This is a genomic window from Kribbella sp. NPDC104218, from assembly GCF_055584105.1.
This window is the reverse complement of record NZ_JBVJMQ010000003.1, coordinates 1,077,390-1,096,575: the sequence shown is the minus strand read 5'-3', so window position 1 is coordinate 1,096,575 and position 19,186 is coordinate 1,077,390. Positions and strand designations below refer to the sequence as shown.

Annotated in this window: 15 protein-coding genes; 8 read left to right on the top strand and 7 right to left on the bottom strand. The window is 69.9% G+C overall.

Annotation, left to right across the window (positions count from 1 at the left end):
- Positions 1-10: 10 nt before the first annotated feature.
- Positions 11-967: a hypothetical protein gene (locus ACZ6ZD_RS29805; RefSeq protein ID WP_465677235.1), complete on the top strand. Its 957-nt coding sequence runs from the start codon at positions 11-13 to the stop codon at positions 965-967.
- A 27-nt stretch (positions 968-994) separates the two neighbouring features.
- Positions 995-3,961 (top strand): hypothetical protein, encoded by a 2,967-nt coding sequence (locus ACZ6ZD_RS29800; RefSeq protein WP_465677234.1) that lies wholly within the window; start codon positions 995-997, stop codon positions 3,959-3,961.
- A 52-nt stretch (positions 3,962-4,013) separates the two neighbouring features.
- Here ACZ6ZD_RS29800 and ypfJ read toward each other — a convergent pair whose 3' ends face one another.
- Entirely contained in the window at positions 4,014-4,925 is a 912-nt protein-coding gene (gene ypfJ, locus ACZ6ZD_RS29795; protein ID WP_465677233.1) for a KPN_02809 family neutral zinc metallopeptidase, read from the bottom strand.
- A gap of 95 nt (positions 4,926-5,020) precedes the next feature.
- On the opposite strand from ypfJ, the gene abc-f reads away from it, so the two are divergent.
- The 4 genes from abc-f to ACZ6ZD_RS29775 all read left to right on the top strand — a co-directional run bounded on the left by abc-f (position 5,021) and on the right by ACZ6ZD_RS29775 (position 9,556).
- Positions 5,021-6,619, top strand: a complete 1,599-nt coding sequence (gene abc-f / locus ACZ6ZD_RS29790) for a ribosomal protection-like ABC-F family protein (protein WP_465677232.1) — start codon at positions 5,021-5,023, stop codon at positions 6,617-6,619.
- A gap of 25 nt (positions 6,620-6,644) precedes the next feature.
- The gene (locus tag ACZ6ZD_RS29785; protein ID WP_465677231.1) at positions 6,645-7,415 is read left to right on the top strand and encodes an enoyl-CoA hydratase/isomerase family protein; all 771 of its coding nucleotides are present in this window, start codon (positions 6,645-6,647) and stop codon (positions 7,413-7,415) included.
- 65 nt (positions 7,416-7,480) lie between these two features.
- Entirely contained in the window at positions 7,481-9,361 is a 1,881-nt protein-coding gene (locus ACZ6ZD_RS29780; RefSeq protein ID WP_465677230.1) for an ABC transporter ATP-binding protein, read from the top strand.
- Between the two features lie 18 nt (positions 9,362-9,379).
- Positions 9,380-9,556 (top strand): hypothetical protein, encoded by a 177-nt coding sequence (locus ACZ6ZD_RS29775; protein WP_465677229.1) that lies wholly within the window; start codon positions 9,380-9,382, stop codon positions 9,554-9,556.
- Here ACZ6ZD_RS29775 and ACZ6ZD_RS29770 read toward each other — a convergent pair whose 3' ends face one another.
- From ACZ6ZD_RS29770 to ACZ6ZD_RS29760, 3 genes are read right to left on the bottom strand one after another with little or no spacing between them, the layout of a single operon-like run.
- Positions 9,557-10,060, bottom strand: coding sequence for a hypothetical protein (locus ACZ6ZD_RS29770; protein ID WP_465677228.1), 504 nt, complete (start codon positions 10,058-10,060; stop codon positions 9,557-9,559).
- A 60-nt stretch (positions 10,061-10,120) separates the two neighbouring features.
- A complete protein-coding gene (gene uppS, locus ACZ6ZD_RS29765) occupies positions 10,121-10,879 on the bottom strand; it encodes a polyprenyl diphosphate synthase (protein WP_465677227.1) in 759 nt (252 codons plus the stop codon).
- On the bottom strand, positions 10,879-11,955 hold the full coding sequence (locus ACZ6ZD_RS29760; protein WP_465677226.1) for an ATP-dependent DNA ligase: 1,077 nt from the start codon (positions 11,953-11,955) through the stop codon (positions 10,879-10,881). Before ACZ6ZD_RS29760 ends, uppS begins: the two co-directional genes overlap by 1 nt.
- 71 nt (positions 11,956-12,026) lie before the next feature.
- Between ACZ6ZD_RS29760 and ACZ6ZD_RS29755 the strand changes: the two genes are divergently transcribed.
- Positions 12,027-12,596 carry an FHA domain-containing protein gene (locus ACZ6ZD_RS29755; RefSeq protein ID WP_465677225.1) on the top strand — a complete coding sequence of 190 codons (570 nt, stop codon included), beginning with the start codon at positions 12,027-12,029 and terminating at the stop codon, positions 12,594-12,596.
- Positions 12,597-12,626: 30 nt separating this feature from the next.
- On the opposite strand, the gene ACZ6ZD_RS29750 is transcribed toward ACZ6ZD_RS29755, so the two are convergent.
- Positions 12,627-13,604, bottom strand: coding sequence for a LysR family transcriptional regulator (locus ACZ6ZD_RS29750; protein ID WP_465677224.1), 978 nt, complete (start codon positions 13,602-13,604; stop codon positions 12,627-12,629).
- 196 nt (positions 13,605-13,800) lie between these two features.
- On the opposite strand from ACZ6ZD_RS29750, the gene ACZ6ZD_RS29745 reads away from it, so the two are divergent.
- Positions 13,801-17,115, top strand: coding sequence for a M20/M25/M40 family metallo-hydrolase (locus ACZ6ZD_RS29745; RefSeq protein WP_465677223.1), 3,315 nt, complete (start codon positions 13,801-13,803; stop codon positions 17,113-17,115).
- A gap of 103 nt (positions 17,116-17,218) precedes the next feature.
- On the opposite strand, the gene ACZ6ZD_RS29740 is transcribed toward ACZ6ZD_RS29745, so the two are convergent.
- On the bottom strand, positions 17,219-18,211 hold the full coding sequence (locus tag ACZ6ZD_RS29740; RefSeq protein ID WP_465677222.1) for a zinc-binding dehydrogenase: 993 nt from the start codon (positions 18,209-18,211) through the stop codon (positions 17,219-17,221).
- A gap of 35 nt (positions 18,212-18,246) precedes the next feature.
- Positions 18,247-19,164: an aldo/keto reductase gene (locus ACZ6ZD_RS29735; protein ID WP_465677221.1), complete on the bottom strand. Its 918-nt coding sequence runs from the start codon at positions 19,162-19,164 to the stop codon at positions 18,247-18,249.
- Positions 19,165-19,186: the final 22 nt, after the last annotated feature.

Here is a 19,186-nt window from a genome sequence, read left to right as displayed (position 1 = left end):
GGGAGTGAGGATGCGTAACCGAGTGGTTCGCGGACTGGTCGCGCTGGGTGGCACGCTCGCCCTGATCGCGGCCGTTCCCGCCTCGACCGCGACCGCCGACACCATCCAAGCCGGTAACAACGTGTGCAGCATGTACGTGAACTCGTTCGGCTTCGGTGCCTTCTGCAGCTCCGGCGCGGCCTACTACCCGAACCCGCCTGGTACGCCGCCGCCGACCTGGCGGCAAAAGCTGGACGGGCGCGTCTTCATTCCCTGTCGGGATTTCCCGGTCCCGGACGGTATCCGTCTGCCCAAGCCGCCGGACGGCAAGCAGTGGGTCCTGCGGCTGTCGATCAGCGACTACCGCCTCGACACCGTGAACGGCGGACCGGAGGCGCACCTCGAGCGGGCGATCGTCCCGGTCGACGCCGAGGAGCGGCGGCAGTGCCCGGTCGAGGAGTACATGGAGCAGTTCTGGTGGCAGTTCGGTGATTCCTACCCGGACCCGATCCTCCAGGTGATGCCGACGTACACGCCGCGGGTGAACGTCCCGGCGTATTTCTCCCTGACGCCGGAGAGCGCGAAGGTCCAGAAGACCGATCCGCGCAAGATCGACCCGAGCGAGATCAACGGCGGGCTGTACGACGCCACGCACAACCTGATCATGCGCGGTCTGGTCGTCGAGATGATCGTCGACCCGGGGGACGGCACCAAGCCGTTCAAGTGCCCGATGGGCATCACGCCGGAGGACGACCCGGACGGGTACGACGAGAACAGCGACCCGTACCACCAGCTGAGCACCTGTAAGCACGTCTACAAGCGGTCGAGTGCGAACCAGCCGGACAAGATGTACACGGTCAAGCTGACCATCACGTGGGAAGTCTCCTACTGGGTGAACGCCGCGACGCAGTGGCAGGCGATCGGCCGGGCGAACGTCTCGGCCGTCCAGCGGTTGCCGGTGCAGGAAGTGCAGGCTATCGGTGGGTGACGTGGGGACGGGGACGGAGGAGCGAGCATGGTGAAGACCGGTGAGCCGGTGCGGGCGCGGTTGCCGCAGCAGCGGTCGGCGAGTCCGGGGGCGGATCGGGCCAAGGGGTTGCTGGCGCTGATCGCCATCGCGGCGATCGTGGGCGGGGTGCCTTATGTGCTGCTGCGCTTCTTCGGGACGCCGTGGCCGGACCAGATGCCGCACTGGAACGTGCTGCTGGCCGAGCTGGACGTCCGGGCCGTGCTGGGGATCTTCGCGTTCTTCATCTGGGTGGCGTGGGCGCATTTCGTGGTCTGCCTGATCGCTGAGGCGATTGCCGAGGTGCGGGGGCACGGGTTGTCGCCGCGGATTCCGCTGGGCGGCGGCTCGCAGTCGCTGGCGCGGCGGTTGATCTCGACCGTGGTGCTGATCGCGGGCGCGGCCAGCGTGGGGATGCCGGTGGCGACGGCGGTGACGGCGAGTACGACGGCCGGGCCGAGCTCGGTGTCAGTCGTCCAGGGTGGTGAGCACGAGACGCGGGACACGTACCGGCAGACCGAGAAGCGCAGTTCGGTGCTCTCCGGCGACCAGACCGTCAAGAAGACCGCGACCGGCGTCCGGACGAACAACGACCAGAAGGGCCAGGTCGTCAAGTACACCGAGGTCCGGCCGCCCGCTGGGCGGAACTACGACTGCCTGTGGGACATCGCCGAGCGGTACCTGGGCGAGGGCCGGCGGTACAAGGAGATCTACGATCTCAACAAGAACAAACTGCAGCCGGACGGACGCCGCCTCACGAACCCGGATCTGATCATGCCGGGCTGGCAGGTGCGGCTGCCGGCCGATGCCAAGGGCGCCGGCGTCCACACCGTGCGGGTGAACGTCGACCAGCCGGGTAAGCCGGTGAAGACGGTCGACCAGAAGCCGGTCAAGCCGGTGGAGCAGCAGCCGACCCGCGTCGCCAAGCCGAAACCCGTGCATGTCGCGGGGGAGGAGCAGGGCAGCCGCTGGGCCGAGCAGGGCGCCGAGTCGGGCTCGTCGGTCTCGATCGGGAACGCCGCCGCCGACCCCGGCGCGAAGAACATCCGCCCGGCCAACCCCGGGCAGGACCCGACGGCCGGGCAGTCCCAGCCGGGCGATCCGCTCCCCGGCGCGACTCCGGTTGCCGCGGACGGCGGCTTCGACGCGACCCAGGCGGGGATCTACGGCTTCGGCGCGACGCTGCTCGCCGCCGGCCTCGCGATCGCGCTCAAGCGCCGTCGCGGCTGGGCCCAGGGCCCCGGCCCGAAGGCCGCCGGGCAGCGCCAGACTGAGGTCGGTCTGCGGCTCGCGGCCGACATCCCGACCGCACAGTTCGTGGACGCCGCCCTGCGTCAGCTCGGCGCCGACATGGTGAAGGCCGAGCGGCCGATGCCGAAGGTCGTCGCCGCCCTGGTGACGGACACCGCGCTGACGCTCGTGCTCGACCCGTACGAGGCGCAGCCCGCGCCGCCCGGCCCGTGGCAGGCGATCGCCGAAGGCACCCGCTGGACGCTCCGCCGGGCCTACGCGCCGACGGCTGATCTGACGGCTGTGCCCGCGCCGTACCCGACGCTCGTCACCATCGGCCAGAACGCGGACGGCGCGACCGTCCTCGTCGACCTGGACACCGCGAACGGCATCGTCAGCTTCGGCGGCGTCACGGGCGCCGCCCGCGACGTGGTCGGCTCGCTCGCCGTCGAGCTCGCGACCAACCTCTGGTCCGAGGGCTCGCATGTCAGCATGGTCGGCTTCGGCGACGACCTCTCGGCGCTCGCGCCGGGCCGGCTGCAGTACTGGGTCCGCCTGGACGACGCGATCGCGGATGTCACCCGCCGTACGGACGCCCAGGTCCAGGCCTGCGAACGCCGCAACATCGCCTCGGCCGCCGACGGCCGGACGGCGCACCCGGACGTCGCGCTGTGGGGCGCGGAGATCATCTTCGTGTCCGCCCCGCCGTCGCCCGAGGAGCAGGACCAGCTCAACCGCCTCGCCGCGGAGCAGAAGCGCGGCATCGCGGTGGTCGTGGTCGGCGACGTCCTCAGCTCGCCGTGGCGGTTCGTCGTCGACGACAAGTCACAGGCGGTCTGCCGCCTGCTCGGCCTCGAGGTGGACGCGCACACCGTCACCCCGGAGCAGGTCAAGGACCTGGTGGCCCTGTTCGAAGCGGCCGAGACCGACGGCGGCGACAAGCGCCGCGCGGAGCAGGACATGCCGGCGTACGAGTTCTCCGCCACCGACCTGAGCCGGCCCGCGCCGGTCGAGGTCGACCTGCTCGGCCCGGTCGAGGTGGACGCCCGCGGCGCCATCGACGACGGCCGGATCGCGCTCTCGACCGAGATCATCGCGTTCCTGGCCAGCCAGGACTACGGCGTCCACCCGAACGTCCTCGCCGGCGCCATCTGGCCGCGCGGGATCAGCGAGGAGCTGCGCGACGCCGCCCTCGACCACACCCGCCGCTGGGTCGGCAACGACGCCATGTACGCCGACGAGTCCGGCCGCTGGATGCTGAACCGCAGCATCGTCCGCGTCGACTGGGACGTCTTCCGCACCCTGGCCAAACAAGCCACCATGATGGACGACCCCAGAGCCCCCTTGTCGACGGCCCTGGCCCTCGTCCACGGCCCCGCCTGGGCAAGCCTCCCGGCCGGCCGCTACTCCTGGCTGGCCGCCTCCGGCATCGAGCGCAAAATGGCCGAACAAGTCGTCGACGCCGCTCTCAAACTCGCCGAAGCCTCCCTGGCCCACAACGACGGCGCCATGGCCCGCACCGCCCTCCAGACCGGCCTCAGCTTCTCCCCGGCCTCCGAGGACCTCTGGCGAGCCACCCTCCGCCTCGCCGCCCACTTCGGCACCACCCAAGACGTCACCAACGTAGCCACCCAGCTCTACCTCGCCCTCGCCAAACACGGCACCCCCCGAGGCCCCGAACCCGAAACCGACGCCCTGGTCGACGAACTCCTCCCCGGCTACCACCGCCCAGCCCAAGTCGCCTGAGAAAGCAGAACCGCCCCGCGCCTGATCAGGTGCGGGGCGGTTTGCGTTGGGGTTACAGGGTGGTGGCGGACCAGGTGTCGCAGGTGGTGAGGTCGCCGGAGTCGAGGCCGGTTTTGAACCAGCGCATGCGTTGGTCGGCGGTGCCGTGGGAGAAGGACTCGGGGTTGACCTGGCCTTGGGTCTTGGACTGGATGCGGTCGTCGCCGACGGTGGCGGCGGCGTCGAGGCCGCGGGCGATGTCGTCGTCGGTGAGGCCGGTGATGAGGGGGTCGCCGGATTTGGTGGGGACGGTGGTGGCGTGGTTGGTCCAGATGCCGGCGAGGCAGTCGGCCTGGAGCTCGGAGCGGACGGAGTCCGAGGTGGGGCCGGTGCGGGTCTTGATGCGGCCCAGGATGCCGTAGAGGTTCTGGACGTGGTGGCCGTACTCGTGGGCGACGACGTACGCCTCGGCGAACTCGCCGCCGCGGGCGCCGAGGTCCTTTTCGAGGGTGGCGAAGAAGCCGAGGTCGAGGTAGACCCGTTTGTCCGGCGGGCAGTAGAAGGGGCCGACGGCGCTGGTGGCCGGGCCGCAGCCGGTGTTGACCGAGCCGTCGAAGACGTTCATCGGCGCGCGGGTGTACTTCTTGCCGCGGCGGGGGAGCTCGGTGGACCAGAAGCCCTCGATGGAGTTCTGGTAGAAGACGAACCGGCAGTCCGAGTTCGACTGCAGGTCGGTGCCCTTCTTGCAGGAGTCCAGGTTGCCGGGGGCGGTGTTGCGGGCGGCCGGTTCGCCGCCGCCGGTGTCGCCGCCGAGGCCGGGGATGCCGCCGGTGAGCAGGACGATGACGACGAGCAGGATGATGCCGCCGATCCCGCCGCCGACCGGGATCATGCCGCCGGGGAGCCGGCCGCCGCCGCCTCCGCCGCTGCCTCGGGTGTCCTCGACCCCGCTGGTGTCGAGATCCGCGTCGGGATTGAATTTCACACTCGGTAGACTAGTCCCCGAAGTGGGAGATGGTGGAGCGCCGCCGATAAGCCCCGCCGACCGGATCCGACGAGCCCGAGGACGCCCGCACCGCGATGATCACTGTCTCCAATCTCGAGGTGCGTGTTGGCGCCCGTCAGCTGCTCGCGCCGGCGTCGTTCCGGGTCGGCCCGGGGGACAAGGTCGGTCTGGTCGGCCGCAACGGCGCCGGGAAGACGACGCTGACCAAGATCCTGGCCGGTGAGGGCCTGCCGGCCAGCGGGTCGGTGACGAAGTCCGGCGAGATCGGCTACCTGCCGCAGGACCCGCGGACGGGTGACCTCGACGTCCTCGCCCGGGACCGGATCCTGTCCGCCCGCGGGCTGGACGAGGTCGTCCGCCGGTTGCGCAGTGCCGAGAAGTCGATGGCCAGCGCCGACGAGAAGACCCGCTCAAAGGGGATGCGCCGTTACGAGCGTGCCGAGGCCGATCTGCATGCCGCCGGCGGGTACGCCGCGGAGTCCGAAGCGGCCCGGATCGCGGCCAACCTGGGCCTGCCCGACCGGGTCCTCGGTCAGCCGCTGAGCACGCTGTCGGGCGGTCAGCGCCGCCGCGTCGAGCTGGCCCGGATCCTGTTCGCCCAGGCCGAGGTCCTGCTCCTCGACGAGCCGACCAACCACCTGGATGCCGACTCGATCGTCTGGCTGCGCGACTTCCTCAAGCAGTACGCCGGTGGCGTTATCATGATCAGCCACGACGTGAACCTGCTCGAGGAGACCGTCACCCGCGTCTTCCACCTGGACGCGAACCGCGCCGAGATCGACGTCTACAACGTCGGCTGGAAGGCCTACCTGACCCAGCGCGAGCAGGACGAGCGCCGCCGTAAGCGCGAGCGCGCGAACGCCGAGAAGAAGGCCAGCCAGCTCGTCGACCAGGCGAACAAGATGCGCGCCAAGGCGACCAAGGCGACCGCCGCGCAGCAGATGCTGCGCCGGGCCGAGCAGTTGATGTCCTCGCTGGACGAAGAGCGCCGTTCGGACCGCGTCGCGAAGATCGCCTTCCCGACGCCGGCCTCCTGCGGCAAGACGCCGCTGATGGCCAAGGAGCTGTCGAAGTCCTACGGCTCGCTGGAGATCTTCACCGACGTCGACCTGGCGATCGACCGCGGCTCGCGGGTCGTCGTCCTCGGGCTGAACGGCGCCGGCAAGACGACGCTGCTGCGGGTGCTGTCCGGGATCGAGAAGTCCGACACCGGTGAGGTGATCGACGGCCACGGCCTCAAACTCGGGTACTACGCCCAGGAGCACGAGACCCTGGACGTCAACCGCACGGTCCTGGAGAACATGAAGACCGCCGCCCCGGATCTCAACGAGACCCAGGCGCGCAGCGTGCTCGGCTCGTTCCTGTTCAGCGGGGACGACGCCGACAAGCCGGCCAAGGTGCTCTCCGGCGGCGAGAAGACCCGGCTCGCGCTCGCGACGCTGGTCGTCTCGGCCGCCAACGTGCTGCTCCTCGACGAGCCGACCAACAACCTCGACCCGGCCTCCCGCGAGGAGGTGCTGAACGCGATCCGCTCGTACCAGGGCGCGATCGTCCTGGTCACCCACGACGAGGGCGCCGTCGCGGCCCTCGAGCCGGAGCGCGTCCTGCTCCTGCCGGACGGCGTCGAGGACCTCTGGACCAACGACTACGCCGACCTGGTCTCGCTCGCTTAAGCTACTCCGGGGTAATGTACGTCCCATGACGGATCTGGGACTGCGATTGACCGTGGACGGCCCGGTGGCGCGGGTCGTTCTCGACCGGCCGGAGGTGCGCAACGCGCAGACCCCGGCGATGTGGCGCGCGCTCGCCGACTTCGGCCGGTCGCTGCCGGACGACGTCCGCGTGGTCGTGCTGTCGGGGGAGGGCCAGTCGTTCTCGGCCGGCCTCGACCGCCGGCTCATCATGGGCGAGAACGACCAGGGTGAGGAGCCGCTCCTCGCGCTCGGCGCGAAGCCGACCGACGAGGTCTACGAGATCGTCGCCGAGTTCCAGGCCGGCTTCTCCTGGCTGCGGAACCCGAACATCATCAGCATCGCGGCCGTCCAGGGGCACGCGGTCGGCGCCGGTTTCCAGCTCGCGCTCGCCTGTGACCTGCGCGTTCTCACCCCCGACGCCAAGTTCAGCATGCGCGAGCCCGCGCTCGGCCTGGTCCCCGACCTCGGCGGCACGCAGCCGCTGGTCCAGCTCGTCGGCTACTCGCGGGCGCTGGAGATCTGCGCGACGACGCGCTGGGTCGAGGCGGCCGAGGCGAAGGAGCTCGGCCTGGCGAACATCGTCGTCCCGGCCGAGGAGCTCGCCGGCACGGTCAAGGACCTGACGGACGCCGTCCTGACGCCGCTCGCGGGCGCCGTCCGGGAGACCAAGGCGCTGCTGCTCGGCGCCGCCGACCGCACCTACGCCGATCAGCTCAAGGCCGAGGGCGCCGCTCAGGAGCGCCGGCTCAAGGAGCTCATCGCCGCCTTCGGCTGATCGCCGGGAACATCGGCGTAACCTGAAGTGTTGTCCAGCTTTACGGGGAACACGAAGGGAGCCGGATGTCGGGAATGGGTCGGATGCCGGTCGGCGCGAACTGGCGCCGTCAGGACGCGTCGGTGGTCGGTCAGAAGCTCGCCAAGGGCACGCTGCGCCGGATCGTCGCGTTCGCACGCCCGTACCGGCTGCACATCACGCTGTTCCTGCTGCTCGTCGTGATCTCGGCGTTCCTGGTGATCGCGTCGCCGCTGCTGTTCAAGAAGATCGTGGACGACGGGATCTCGAAGGGGGACGCCGGTCTCGTCACCGCGCTCGCCTTGGTGGTCGCGTTGCTCGCGGTCGTCGAGGCGGGCCTCGGCCTGCTGCAGCGCTGGTTCTCGGCGCGGATCGGCGAGGGCCTGATCTACGACCTGCGGACGAAGGTCTTCGGCCACGTCCAGAAGATGCCGGTCGCGTTCTTCACCCGGACGCAGACCGGCGCGCTGGTGTCCCGGCTGAACAACGACGTGATCGGCGCCCAGCAGGCCTTCACCTCGACGCTGTCCGGGGTGGTCTCGAACATCATCAGCCTGATCCTGGTCGTCGGCGCGATGCTCGTCCTGAGCTGGCAGCTGACGCTGGTCGCGATCCTGATGCTGCCGATCTTCCTGATCCCGGCCCGCATCCTCGGCCGGCGCCTGGCCGCGATGACGCGGGACCAGATGAACCTGAACGCCGAGATGTCGACGACGATGACCGAGCGGTTCAGCGTCGGCGGCGCGCTGCTGGTCACGCTGTTCGGCCAGCCCGCGATCGAGAGCCGCGAGTTCGGCGACCGGGCCGGGCAGGTCCGCGACCTGGGGATCCGGATCGCGATGCTCGGCCGTGTCTTCTTCACCGCGCTCACCCTGGTCGCGGCGCTGGCGACCGCGCTCGTGTACGGCGTCGGCGGCAACCTCGCCGTCCGCAACACGCTCACGATCGGGACGCTGCTCGCGCTGGTCGCGCTCCTGGGTCGGCTTTACGGCCCGCTGACCGCGCTCTCGAACGTCCGCGTCGACGTGATGACGGCTCTGGTGTCGTTCGAGCGGGTCTTCGAGGTGCTCGACCTGGAGCCGATGATCCAGGACCGGCCGGAGGCGGCTGACCTGCCCACGGACGCCGCGAGCGTCGAGTTCGACCATGTGGCGTTCGCGTACCCGACGGCCGAGCAGGTGTCGCTGGCCAGTCTGGAGTCGGTCGCCGTCCTCGACAAGCGCGTGTCGGCGCAGGTGCTCGAAGATGTGAGCTTCGTCGTCCAGCCGGGGCAGATGGTCGCGCTCGTCGGGCCGTCCGGCGCAGGAAAGACCACGATCACGAACCTGGTCGCCCGCCTGTACGACGTCAGCGGGGGAGCGGTCCGCGTCGGCGGCCACGACGTCCGGGACGTCACGCTGCGCTCGCTGCACGACCGGATCGGGTACGTGACGCAGGACGCGCACATGTTCCACGACACGATCCGCGCCAACCTGGTCTACGCCAAGCCGGAGGCGACCGAGGAGCAGATGGTCGAGGCGCTCCGGGCCGCGCAGGTATGGGAGCTGGTCGAGGCGCTGCCGGACGGTCTCGACACGGTCGTCGGGGATCGCGGTCACCGGCTGTCCGGCGGTGAGCGGCAGCGGCTCGCGATCGCTCGGTTGTTGCTCAAGGCACCGCAGATCGTCGTCCTGGACGAGGCGACCGCGCACCTGGACTCGGAGTCCGAGGTCGCCGTCCAGCAGGCGCTGGACACGGCGCTGGAAGGCCGGACGTCGCTGGTGATCGCGCACCGGTTGTCCACCGTGCGGAACGCCGACCTGATCCTGGTGGTTGACCACGGCAACATCGTCGAGCGCGGCACCCACGAGCAGTTGCTCGCGCGCGGCGGCGAGTACGCCGACCTCTACCACACCCAGTTCGCGGAGAGCGCGATACCGTTGAGCTGAGGCGCCGGGAGGAGGGGCATGATCAAACTCGCGTTGGTCCTGCTCGCGGGGTATGCAGGCTACAAAGTTGCCTACCACTCCGAAGACGGCCAGCACTACGGCAAGGTCGGCGACCGCACCCTACGGACGTCGCTCTCCCTGCTCATCGGCGCGCTGGCCGCGGGCATCACCTACGTCGCGCTCCTGCGGTACTGACTAGGACGCGTTCTCCTGCTGCGGCTCCTGTTCCAGCAGATGCAGGACGGGCACCTTGAGGTGCCGGCGCGCCGAGTTCGTCCAGTCCAGATGGAAGAACTCCGCCACCACGTGCGGCCGGGTCAGAATGACCACTTCCTGCCCCTGGGACGACTCCACGGTCGCGATCAGCGCGTCGATCGGCCGATCGTGCGAGATCCCGCCGTCCGCCTCCTTGCCCAAGTCCCGCAGCCGCTGCACACTCCGCCCGCTGCACCCCTTGGCCTCACTGTCGATGGCCCGCTGCGCCTCCGCCAGATCCTGCCGCTGCGTAGCCAACCCAGGCCCGTACAGATCCGCCGTCCCCAACGCGCTGATCGAGGCCTCCACGCCAGCCTCCGCGTTGTGACAAGGCACCAGCACGTGATACCGAACCGCCTCCGGCATCTCCTCGTGCAACTCCACCACCCGCCGAGCATCAGGCTCCGACAGCTCCTGCTCCACCAGCAGCACCACGTCGTACATAGCAACCTCCACTCTCCGGCCCCTACACCCCCATAGTGCCCCTCCGTCCCCACATTTCACTCACCTGAATCGTTCCACCCGCCGTCTTCCGTACGTGCGGAGCGCGCGCAGCAGGTCGATCTCGCGGAATGCGGGCCAGTTCAGGTCGCAGAACGCGATATCCGAGCGGGTCGCCTGCCAGAGCAGGAAGTCCGACATTCGTAGCTCACCGCTTGTCCGGATCACGAGATCCGCGTCCGGTAACGACGGGACGTACAGATGCCGGCTGATATCGGCCTCGGTCAGCGTCGCGGCGATCTCGTCCAGAGCACGCCCGGACGCCGCCGCCTCGTCCAGGACGCCGCGGACGGCGTCGATGAGTTCGAGCCGGCCGCTGTAGCCGATCGCGATCGTCAGATCGCCGGCGCCGGTCCGATCCCGGGTCGCCTCGACCGCCTCCTTCAACGCGCGAGCCGTTGTGTCGGGCAACAGATCGAGCTGGCCCGCGACATGCAGCCGCCAGCGGTGATCCCGGCGGACATGGTCGGCCAAGACGGTTTCGGCCAGCCGCATCAGGTAGTCGACCTCGGCCGAGTCGCGCCGACGGATGTTGTCGGCGGAGGCCACCCAGGCGGTGACGCAGTGGACGCCGGCCTTGGCGCACCAGCCGAGGAAGGTATCCAGGTGTTCGGCGCCGAAGCGGTGGCCGACGCGGACGTCGTCGTAGCCGGCGCCGCGAGCCCAGCGGCGGTTGCCGTCCATCACGATCGCGATGTGCTGCGGCATGGGGAGCCCGGCGAGCTGGCGACGCAGCACGCGCAGGTAGAGACGGCGGAGCATCAGGTGGTCGCGCTCGTCAGGACGTCGGCGAGATCGAACTTCACTGGTTCTTCGAGTTGCTCGTAGTTGCAGGAGTCGGGGGTGCGGTCGGGGCGCCAGCGGACGAACTGGGCGGTGTGGCGGAAGCGGATGCCTTCCATGTGGTCGTAGCGGACTTCGACGACGCGTTCGGGGCGGAGGGGAGTGAAGGAGAGGTCCTTGCCGGCTTGCCAGCGGCTGCCTTCGGCGTTGCGGGGGGTGCGGACGCCTTCTTCTTGTTTGGCCCAGGCCCAGGGGTGTTCGTCGAAGGTGGTGACGAGGGGCTGGAGTTCGGCGAAGAGCTCTTCGCGGCGGGCCATCGGGAAGGCGCCGATGACGCCGACGCTGGCGAGGACGCCGTCGTCGTTGTAGAGGCCGAGCAGCAGCGAGCCGATCCGGTCCGGGCCGCTCTTGTGGACGCGGTAGCCGGCGACGACGCAGTCCGCCGTCCGCTCGGGTTTGACCTTGAACATGGTCCGCTTGTCGGGGAGGTAGAGGCCGTCGAGGGGTTTGGCGATCAGGCCGTCCAGGCCGGCGCCCTCGAACTGCTCGAACCATTGGCCGGCGGTGTCGTGGTCGGTGGTCGCGGGCGTGACGTGGATCGGCTCTTTCGCGTCGGCGAGGGCTTCGAGCAGCGCCGTACGCCGTTCCGCGAACGGGCGCTCGGTGTAGTCGTCGTCCCCGAGGGTCAGCAGGTCGAACGCGACGAACCGGGCGGGCGTCTTCTCGGCGAGCATGTTCACCCGGCTCGCCGCCGGGTGGATGCGCTGCTGGAGCGCCTCGAAGTCGAGCCGGTCGCCGGACTCGCCGATGACGATGATCTCGCCGTCGATCGCGCAGCGCTCGGGCAGGTTCGCCAGGACGGCGGCGACCAGCTCGGGGAAGTACCGGGTCATCGGCTTCTCGTTGCGGCTGCCGATCTCGACCTCGGCGCCGTCGCGGAAGATGATCGAGCGGAACCCGTCCCATTTCGGCTCGTAGCTCAGCTCCCCGCGCGGGATCCCCTTGACGGGTTTGGCGAGCATCGGCTTGACCGGTGGCAGCACAGGCAGGTCCATCTCGTCATTCTGACCCACCGCGCCCCGAGTCGGGTGGACAGTGCACCCGATTGCCCTCGACAATTTTCGCCATGAGTACGGTCCAGGCGCGTCCCTCGGATGCGGAGCGCGATCGCGCGCTCGCGATCCTGCGCGCGGGCGCCGGGAGCGGCCGGCTCTCCCACGACACCTTCGTCCGCCGGATGAACTTCGTCCTGAACGCCCAGAGCCGCGGCGAGCTCGACTCGGTCCTGACCGACCTGCCCCGGCCGGAGTCCCGCGCGACGGTCTGGGTCCGGACGCTGCGCGAGCGGGTGGCCCGGGTCGACGTCTGGCGCCGGCTGGAGGATCTGATCGGCGTCCCGCTGGCGAGGCGGACGCCGATCATGCTGCCGATGACCCCTCTCGCGCTGCCCGCGCCGGGTTCGGCGACGGTCCGCGTCGGCCGCGGCGACGGCGCGACGCTCCGGCTGGCCGACGTCGGCGTCTCCCGGCAGCATGCCGAGCTGCGGCATGTCGGCGACGGCTGGATGGTCCGCGACCTCGGCTCGATGAACGGCACCGAGGTGAACGGCCTCCGCATCACGACCGCCACCCGCGTCCGCCCCGGCGACCGCGTCTCGTTCGGCCCGGTCGCCTTCGTCCTCACCTGGACCGAATAACACTCATCCTTCGATCGACCGCCGGCTGCGTCAGTCGGGGTCGATGACCGTGGGGTGGGCCGCGGGATGAGCGGCCCACCAGCCGCGGACGGCCGCGTTGGCGGCGATCGTTTCCCGGTAGGTGTCGACGAAGGTCTGGTGGACGACGTTGACCGTCTCCTGACTCACGTTGTCCACCCGCCAGCGCAGCGTCCGGCGCCAGTACAACGGCGTCCCGACGAGCGGTTTCACGACGGTCCGGGGGAGCTCCCGAACCGTCGGCGCGCAGAGGCAGATACCGCGCCCGGCGCCGATCAGCTGTTCGATCTCGGTCGTGTCGAGGTTCCCGTACCGGAAATCGGGGGTGAATCCGGCCTGCTCGCAGGCCTCCCGGAGGTAGGCCAGGTCGCCGTCCTCCTTACCGGCCGGTGGGCAGATCCAGACATCGTCGGCCAACTGTTCCAGCTTCACCTCGTCGGCGTCCGCGAGCCGGTGGGTGTCGGGGAGCGCGACCCCGAACGGCTCCGGGTAGACCATCGTCTGCTCGCGGATGCCCTGCGGGCACGGCGGCGCGTACGCGTCCTCGCACCGGCCGAGCATCGCGATGTCGACGACGTCGGCCGCGAGCAGCTCGGTCAGCACCGCGGTGGACGAATCCACCTGGCTGGCGATCTCACGGTCGGAGAGCGCTTCCTCGAGGCGGGACAGCCAGTTCCCGAACATCACCGTGCGTGCTGATCCGAGCCGCAGCGTGCCGGAGCCGCTGGTATAACGCCGGCTCGATCCGACCAGCTCGTCCATGTCCGCGAGCATCGACCGGGAGCGGGTCAGCACGTGCTTACCCAACGGCGTCGGGACGACGCCGCCCGGTCCGCGCTCGAACAGCGAGCCGCCGACGGCGTCCTCGATTCTGTGCAGCTGCGCGGTCAGCGACGGCTGCGAGACGCCGAGGGCGGCGGCGGCCTTGGAGACGCTGCCCGTGTCCGCCAGGCGGCAGACCACGCGCAGGTGGCGAAGTTCGAGCTCCATAGCGGGGAGGTTATGCCCTGCTGGGATATCACAGCCATCACGTAGAGGTGTCAATCTCATCGGAACGAGGACGCCGGTCGCTCACCTGCCTGCCCTGCCGGAGCCGGCCTCCTCGGTATCCGCCACCGGCCGACCGGACTGCAGCCCCAGCGGCCGGTGGCGGCGTCCCGCCCCCTTCCTAGTGAGGACATGTCCCGTGAAACGCACTGCCCTGCGTGCGACGGCGATCGGCAGCGTGCTGAGTCTCGCGGTGCTGACCACAGCAGTGGTCACCACCAAGCTCCCAGCCGCCACCGCCGACGCCGAAGCAGCATCCAAGCCCGATCCGCGGGCTGCCGCGATCCGGACCGCCGACCGACTGGTCGACGGCCGCGCCGCCGAGTTGAAAGCCGGTTCTGGGGACCGGTTCATCCGTCAGCAGGACATCAGCACGCCGTGGGGCCTGCACTACGTCGCCTACCAGCGCACGTACCAGGACCTCGCCGTGATCGGCGGCGACTTCGTCGTCACCACGGACGCCGACGGCAACGCCAAGAGCATCACCGTCGCGCAACAGCAGCCGATCTCGGTCGACCGCACACCCACGGTCTCCAAGGCGGCGGCGAAGAAGGCCGCGCTGAAGGCGATCGACAAGGCCAGCCCGGTGCCTGGTGAGCCCACGCTGGTCGTGTACGCCGGCGGCGCCAAGCCGGTACTCGCCTGGGAGGCCCGCATCCAGGGCACCGACCACGGCGAGCCCAGCCGGCAGAAGGTGTACGTCGACGCCCGCACCGGCAAGGTCGTGCACACCATCGAGGAGACCGCGTCCGGCACCGGTACCGGCGCCTGGAACGGCTCGAACCTGACGATCGGGACGACGCAGTCCGGCTCGACGTACACGATGGTCGACCCGGCGCGGCCGTCGCTGCGCTGCGGCAACCAGTCGAACGGCACCACCTTCTCCGGCCCGGACGACGTCTGGGGCAGCACCTCGAAGACCGACCGCGAGGCCGGCTGCGTCGACGTCATGAACGTCGCCGCCGGCGAGTGGGACATGCTGAAGAACTGGTACGGCCGCAACGGCCTGGACAACCAGGGCAAGTGGGCCGACGCGCTGGTCGGTCTCGGCGACGTCAACGCGTACTGGGGTTCGCAGTACAACCCGGACGGCGTCGTCTTCGGCTACAACAACGCGCGGGAGTGGATCACCGGCACGGACGTCGTGGCGCACGAGTACGGCCACGGCCTGGATGCGAACACCCCCGGCGGGATCTCCGGCCACCCCTCGCAGGAGGCGGTCGCGGATATCTGGGGAGCGCTCACCGAGGCGTATCTGAACAACCCGAACGACGCCCCCGACTACGAGGTCGGCGAGCGGATCAACCTGACCGGCGCCGGCCCGATCCGGTACATGTACCAGCCGTCGAAGATCTCCGGGCACCCGGACTGCAACTCCAGCAGCCTGCCGAGCTCGGTGCATGCGGCGGCCGGGCCGATGAACCACTGGTTCTACCTGCTGGCCGAGGGGACCAACCCCGGTAACGGCAAGCCGAACAGCCCGACGTGTAACAACACGACGCTGACCGGTATCGGCATCAAGGACGCCGGCAAGATCTTCTACAACGCGATGCTTGCGAAGACGTCGAGCATGTCCTACGCCAAGTGGCGCACCACGACGCTGACCGCGGCCAAGAACCTGGACAGCAGCTGTGGGTGGCACGCGAAGGTGAAGGCCGCCTGGGCCGCCGTGTCCGTCCCGGCCCAGTCGGGCGAGGCCACCTGCACCGCGACCGGTAACGACTTCACGATGTCGGTCTCACCGGCCAACGGCTCGGTGAAACCCGGAGAGAGCGCTTCCGCGACCGTGAACACGGTGATCGGCAGCGGGTCGGCGCAGTCCGTCCAGCTGACCGCCAGCGGTCTGCCGGCCGGCGCCACCGCGTCGTTCGACCCGGCCTCGATCCAGTCCGGCAACTCGTCGACGCTGCGGATCAGCACGACGTCGAGCACCCCGGAGGGCACGTACGACGTCAGCATCGCCGGTGACGGCGCGGACGTCGACCGGACGGCGTCGTACCGGCTGACCGTCGGCGGATCCGCCCCGCCCGCCGGAGTACCGAACATCGACGTCGAGAAGGTGAAGGCGCACCTCGTGGCGCTGCAGTCGGCGGCCGAGAACAACGGCGGCCACCGGCGGGCCGGCAGCGCGGGCTACACCGCGTCGGTGAACTACGTCGAGCAGAAGCTGCGGGACGCCGGGTTCAACGTCACCAAGCAGCGCTGCACGAACTGCCAGTACCCGTCGGACAACCTGATCGCCGACTTCCCCGGCGGCGACGCCAACCAGGTGATCATGCTCGGCGCGCACCTGGACGGCGTCAGCGCCGGCCCGGGCAGCAACGACAACGCGTCCGGCTCGGCGGCGATCCTCGAGGTCGCGCTCGCCCTGGCGCAGCAGAAGCCGACGCTGGCCAAGCACGTGCGGTTCGCCTGGTGGACCGACGAGGAGCAGGGCCTGAACGGCTCGAAGTTCTACGTCAGCCAGCTGCCGACGGCCGACCGGTCGAAGATCAAGGCGTACCTGAACTTCGACATGGTCGCGTCCACCAACGCGGGCTACTTCGTCAACAACATCACCACGGACACCGGCAAGGTGCTGAAGGCGTTCTACGACGGGCTGAACCTGGCGCCGGAGGAGAACACCGAAGGTGCGGGACGTTCGGACGACGCGTCCTTCAAGAACGCCGGGATCCCGACCAGCGGTGTCGCCGCCGGGGCAAGTGCCCGCAAGACGAGCGCGCAGGCACAGAAGTGGGGCGGCACCGCTGGTTCGGCTTACGACCCCTGCTACCACGCGGCGTGTGACAAGTACCCGTCGAACGTCTCGGCGACGGTGCTGGACCGCAGCGCGGACGCGGCGGCGTACGGGCTCTGGAAGCTGGCCGTCGGCGAGCCGCCGACCGGGAGCGACTTCAGCCTGAGCCTCGACCCGGCCAGCGGATCGGTTGCCCCGGGCAACTCGGTGCAGACGACGGTGAAGACGGCGACGACCAGTGGCGACCCGCAGTCGGTCCAGCTGGCCGCGAGTGGCCTGCCGAGTGGCGCGACCGCGTCGTTCTCGCCGACGAGCGTGAACTCCGGGTCGTCGTCCACGCTGACGATCGCCGCTTCGGCGTCCACGCCGGCCGGGTCGTACAACATCGTCGTCAAGGGCACCGGTGCGGTCAGCCACGAGGCGACGTACCGGCTGACGGTGACGGGATCGCAGACCGGCACGGTCACCGTGCAGAGTCCGGGCAGCCAGTTCGGGTTCGTCGGCTGGCAGAGCTTCCCGCTCCAGGTCCGCGCGACCTCGAGCGCCGGCCTGCCGATCACCTTCAGCGCCGCCGGCCTGCCGCCCGGTCTCACGATCAGCTCCTCCGGAGCGATCACCGGAACGCCCACCACCCGAGGCACCTTCTCGGCGACTGTGACCGGCACCGACTCCGGTGGCGCATCCGGTCGGGCGACCTTCTCCTACACCATCTACTAACCCTCAGCTGGGTCGCGGAGGATCCCACCAGGTCTTCCGCGACCCGAACCGGCCGCGTGGTCTTCTCCCTGATGAGGTGGGGAGAAGGCCACGCAGCCACGTGTCACGGCACCAGCACCACCTTGCCGACGGTCCGCCGCTCCTCCAAGGCGCGATGGGCCTCGGCCGCGTCGGCGAGTGGGAACGTCGTAGAGAGCGCTCTCCAGCGTCCCTGGATCGTCTCGTCGAGCGCGATCCGCTCGAACTCGCGCAACCGCGCCCGCACATCGCCGAGCGCCGCCGTCACCGTGATCCCGCGGGTGGACAACACAGGGGAGTCCACCGGCAACGGATCACCACCCGACCACCCGAAGGTGAGCACCCGACCGCCGTCCCCAACCAGATCCAGCGCTTGCCGACCGCTCTCCCCGGCCACCCCATCCAGCAACACTGTCACCGGCCGCTCACCCTCGAGGCCGGACCCGGAGCCGAGATCGGCGCGGAGAGCGCTCACCCAGTTGGGATCCTGGTAGTCCGCGGCGTAGTGGGCGCCGAGGTCACGGACGAGTTGGGTCTTGGTGGGGCCGCCGGCCAGGCCGATGACGGTGGCGCCCGCGTTACGGGCGGCCTGGACGAGATAGCTGCCGATGCCGCCGGCGGCGGAGGTGATGAGGACTACGTCGTCGGGGGAGAGCGCTGCCTGGGCGAGGATCCCGGCGGTGGTGCGGCCGGTGCCGATGGCGGCGACGGCTTGGACGGCGTCCACGTGGTCCGGCAGCTCGTAGAGCGACTCGGTCTTGGCGACGGCGAGCTCGGCGTAGCCGCCGGGGACCATCCCCAGGTGGACGACGACGCGCTTGCCGAGCCAGCCTGGGTCGGCGTCCGGGCCGAGCGCGCGGACGACGCCGGCGACCTCACGACCGGGGATCGTAGGCAGGTCGGGAGCGGAGAAAGCGGTTCCTTCGACGTTCCCGGCGCGTAGGAAGGTGTCGAGCAGGTGGACACCGGCGGCCTCGACCTGGAGGAGGACCATCCCCGGCCCGGGCACCGGATCCGGCGCCTCCTCGTAACGCAGGTTCTCCGCCGGACCGAACGCGTGCAACCGAATCGTCTTCATGACGACGCAAGCTATGACCTCAAGTTAGCTTGAGGTCAACCTTCGAGCCAGTACTCCCGATCCGGCAGCAGCGCGGCCAGCTGGTCGAGCAGGTCCGCGGGGAGATCGGCGGAGAGCGCGTTCTCGAGTGCGTCCACGCGAGCGGGTTTGGTGATGCCGACGACGGTCGCGGTGATGTTCGGGTTGTCGACCGAGTGCCGCAGCGCGGCGGTGGCCAGGTCGACGCCGTGCGCGCGGCAGGCGGCGTCCATCTCGGCGACCGCGCGCAGGACGGCGTCCGGCGCGTCCAGGTAGCCGTACTTCGTGGCGCCGGCCGGGTTGGCCAGGATCCCGCCGCCGTAGACGGCCGCGTTGACGACGCCGAGACCGTCGGAGACCGCTCTCTCGATCAGCGCTCCGGCGGAGTGGTCGACCAAGGTCCAGCGGTTGTGGACGAGGAGTACCTCGAACCCGCCGAGGTCGAGGTACCGGCCCAGCTCGGCCGGGTTCCCGCCGGCCAGACCGACGTGCCCGACCTCGCCGTCCGCGCGGAGCTGCTGCAGCGCGTCGACCGCCGGCCGCATCTCCTCGAACACGTTGAACTCCGGGTCGTGCAGATAGACCAGCGGCAGGTCGTCGAGCCCGAGCCGCTCCTTGCTCTCGGCAACACTGTCGCGGACCCGCTGCGCCGAGTAGTCGTTGCCGAGTGCATCGACCTTGGTCGCGACCAGGAAACCGGCCGGCAGCCCGCCGTACTCGCGGATCGCGCGCCCGATCCGGCGCTCGCTCTCGCCGGCGCTGTAGCCGTTCGAGGTGTCGATCCAGGTCAGCGGGCTGTCGAATACCCGGAGGACCACCTCGACCGCCTGATCGGCGCTCACGTCGTACCCGAAGACATCCGGCATACTGCCCAGGCCGCTGCCGCCCGCACAGACGCTGGAGACGGTCAATCCGGTGGATCCGAGGGTTTTCATACCGCCCAGCCTACGAAGATAG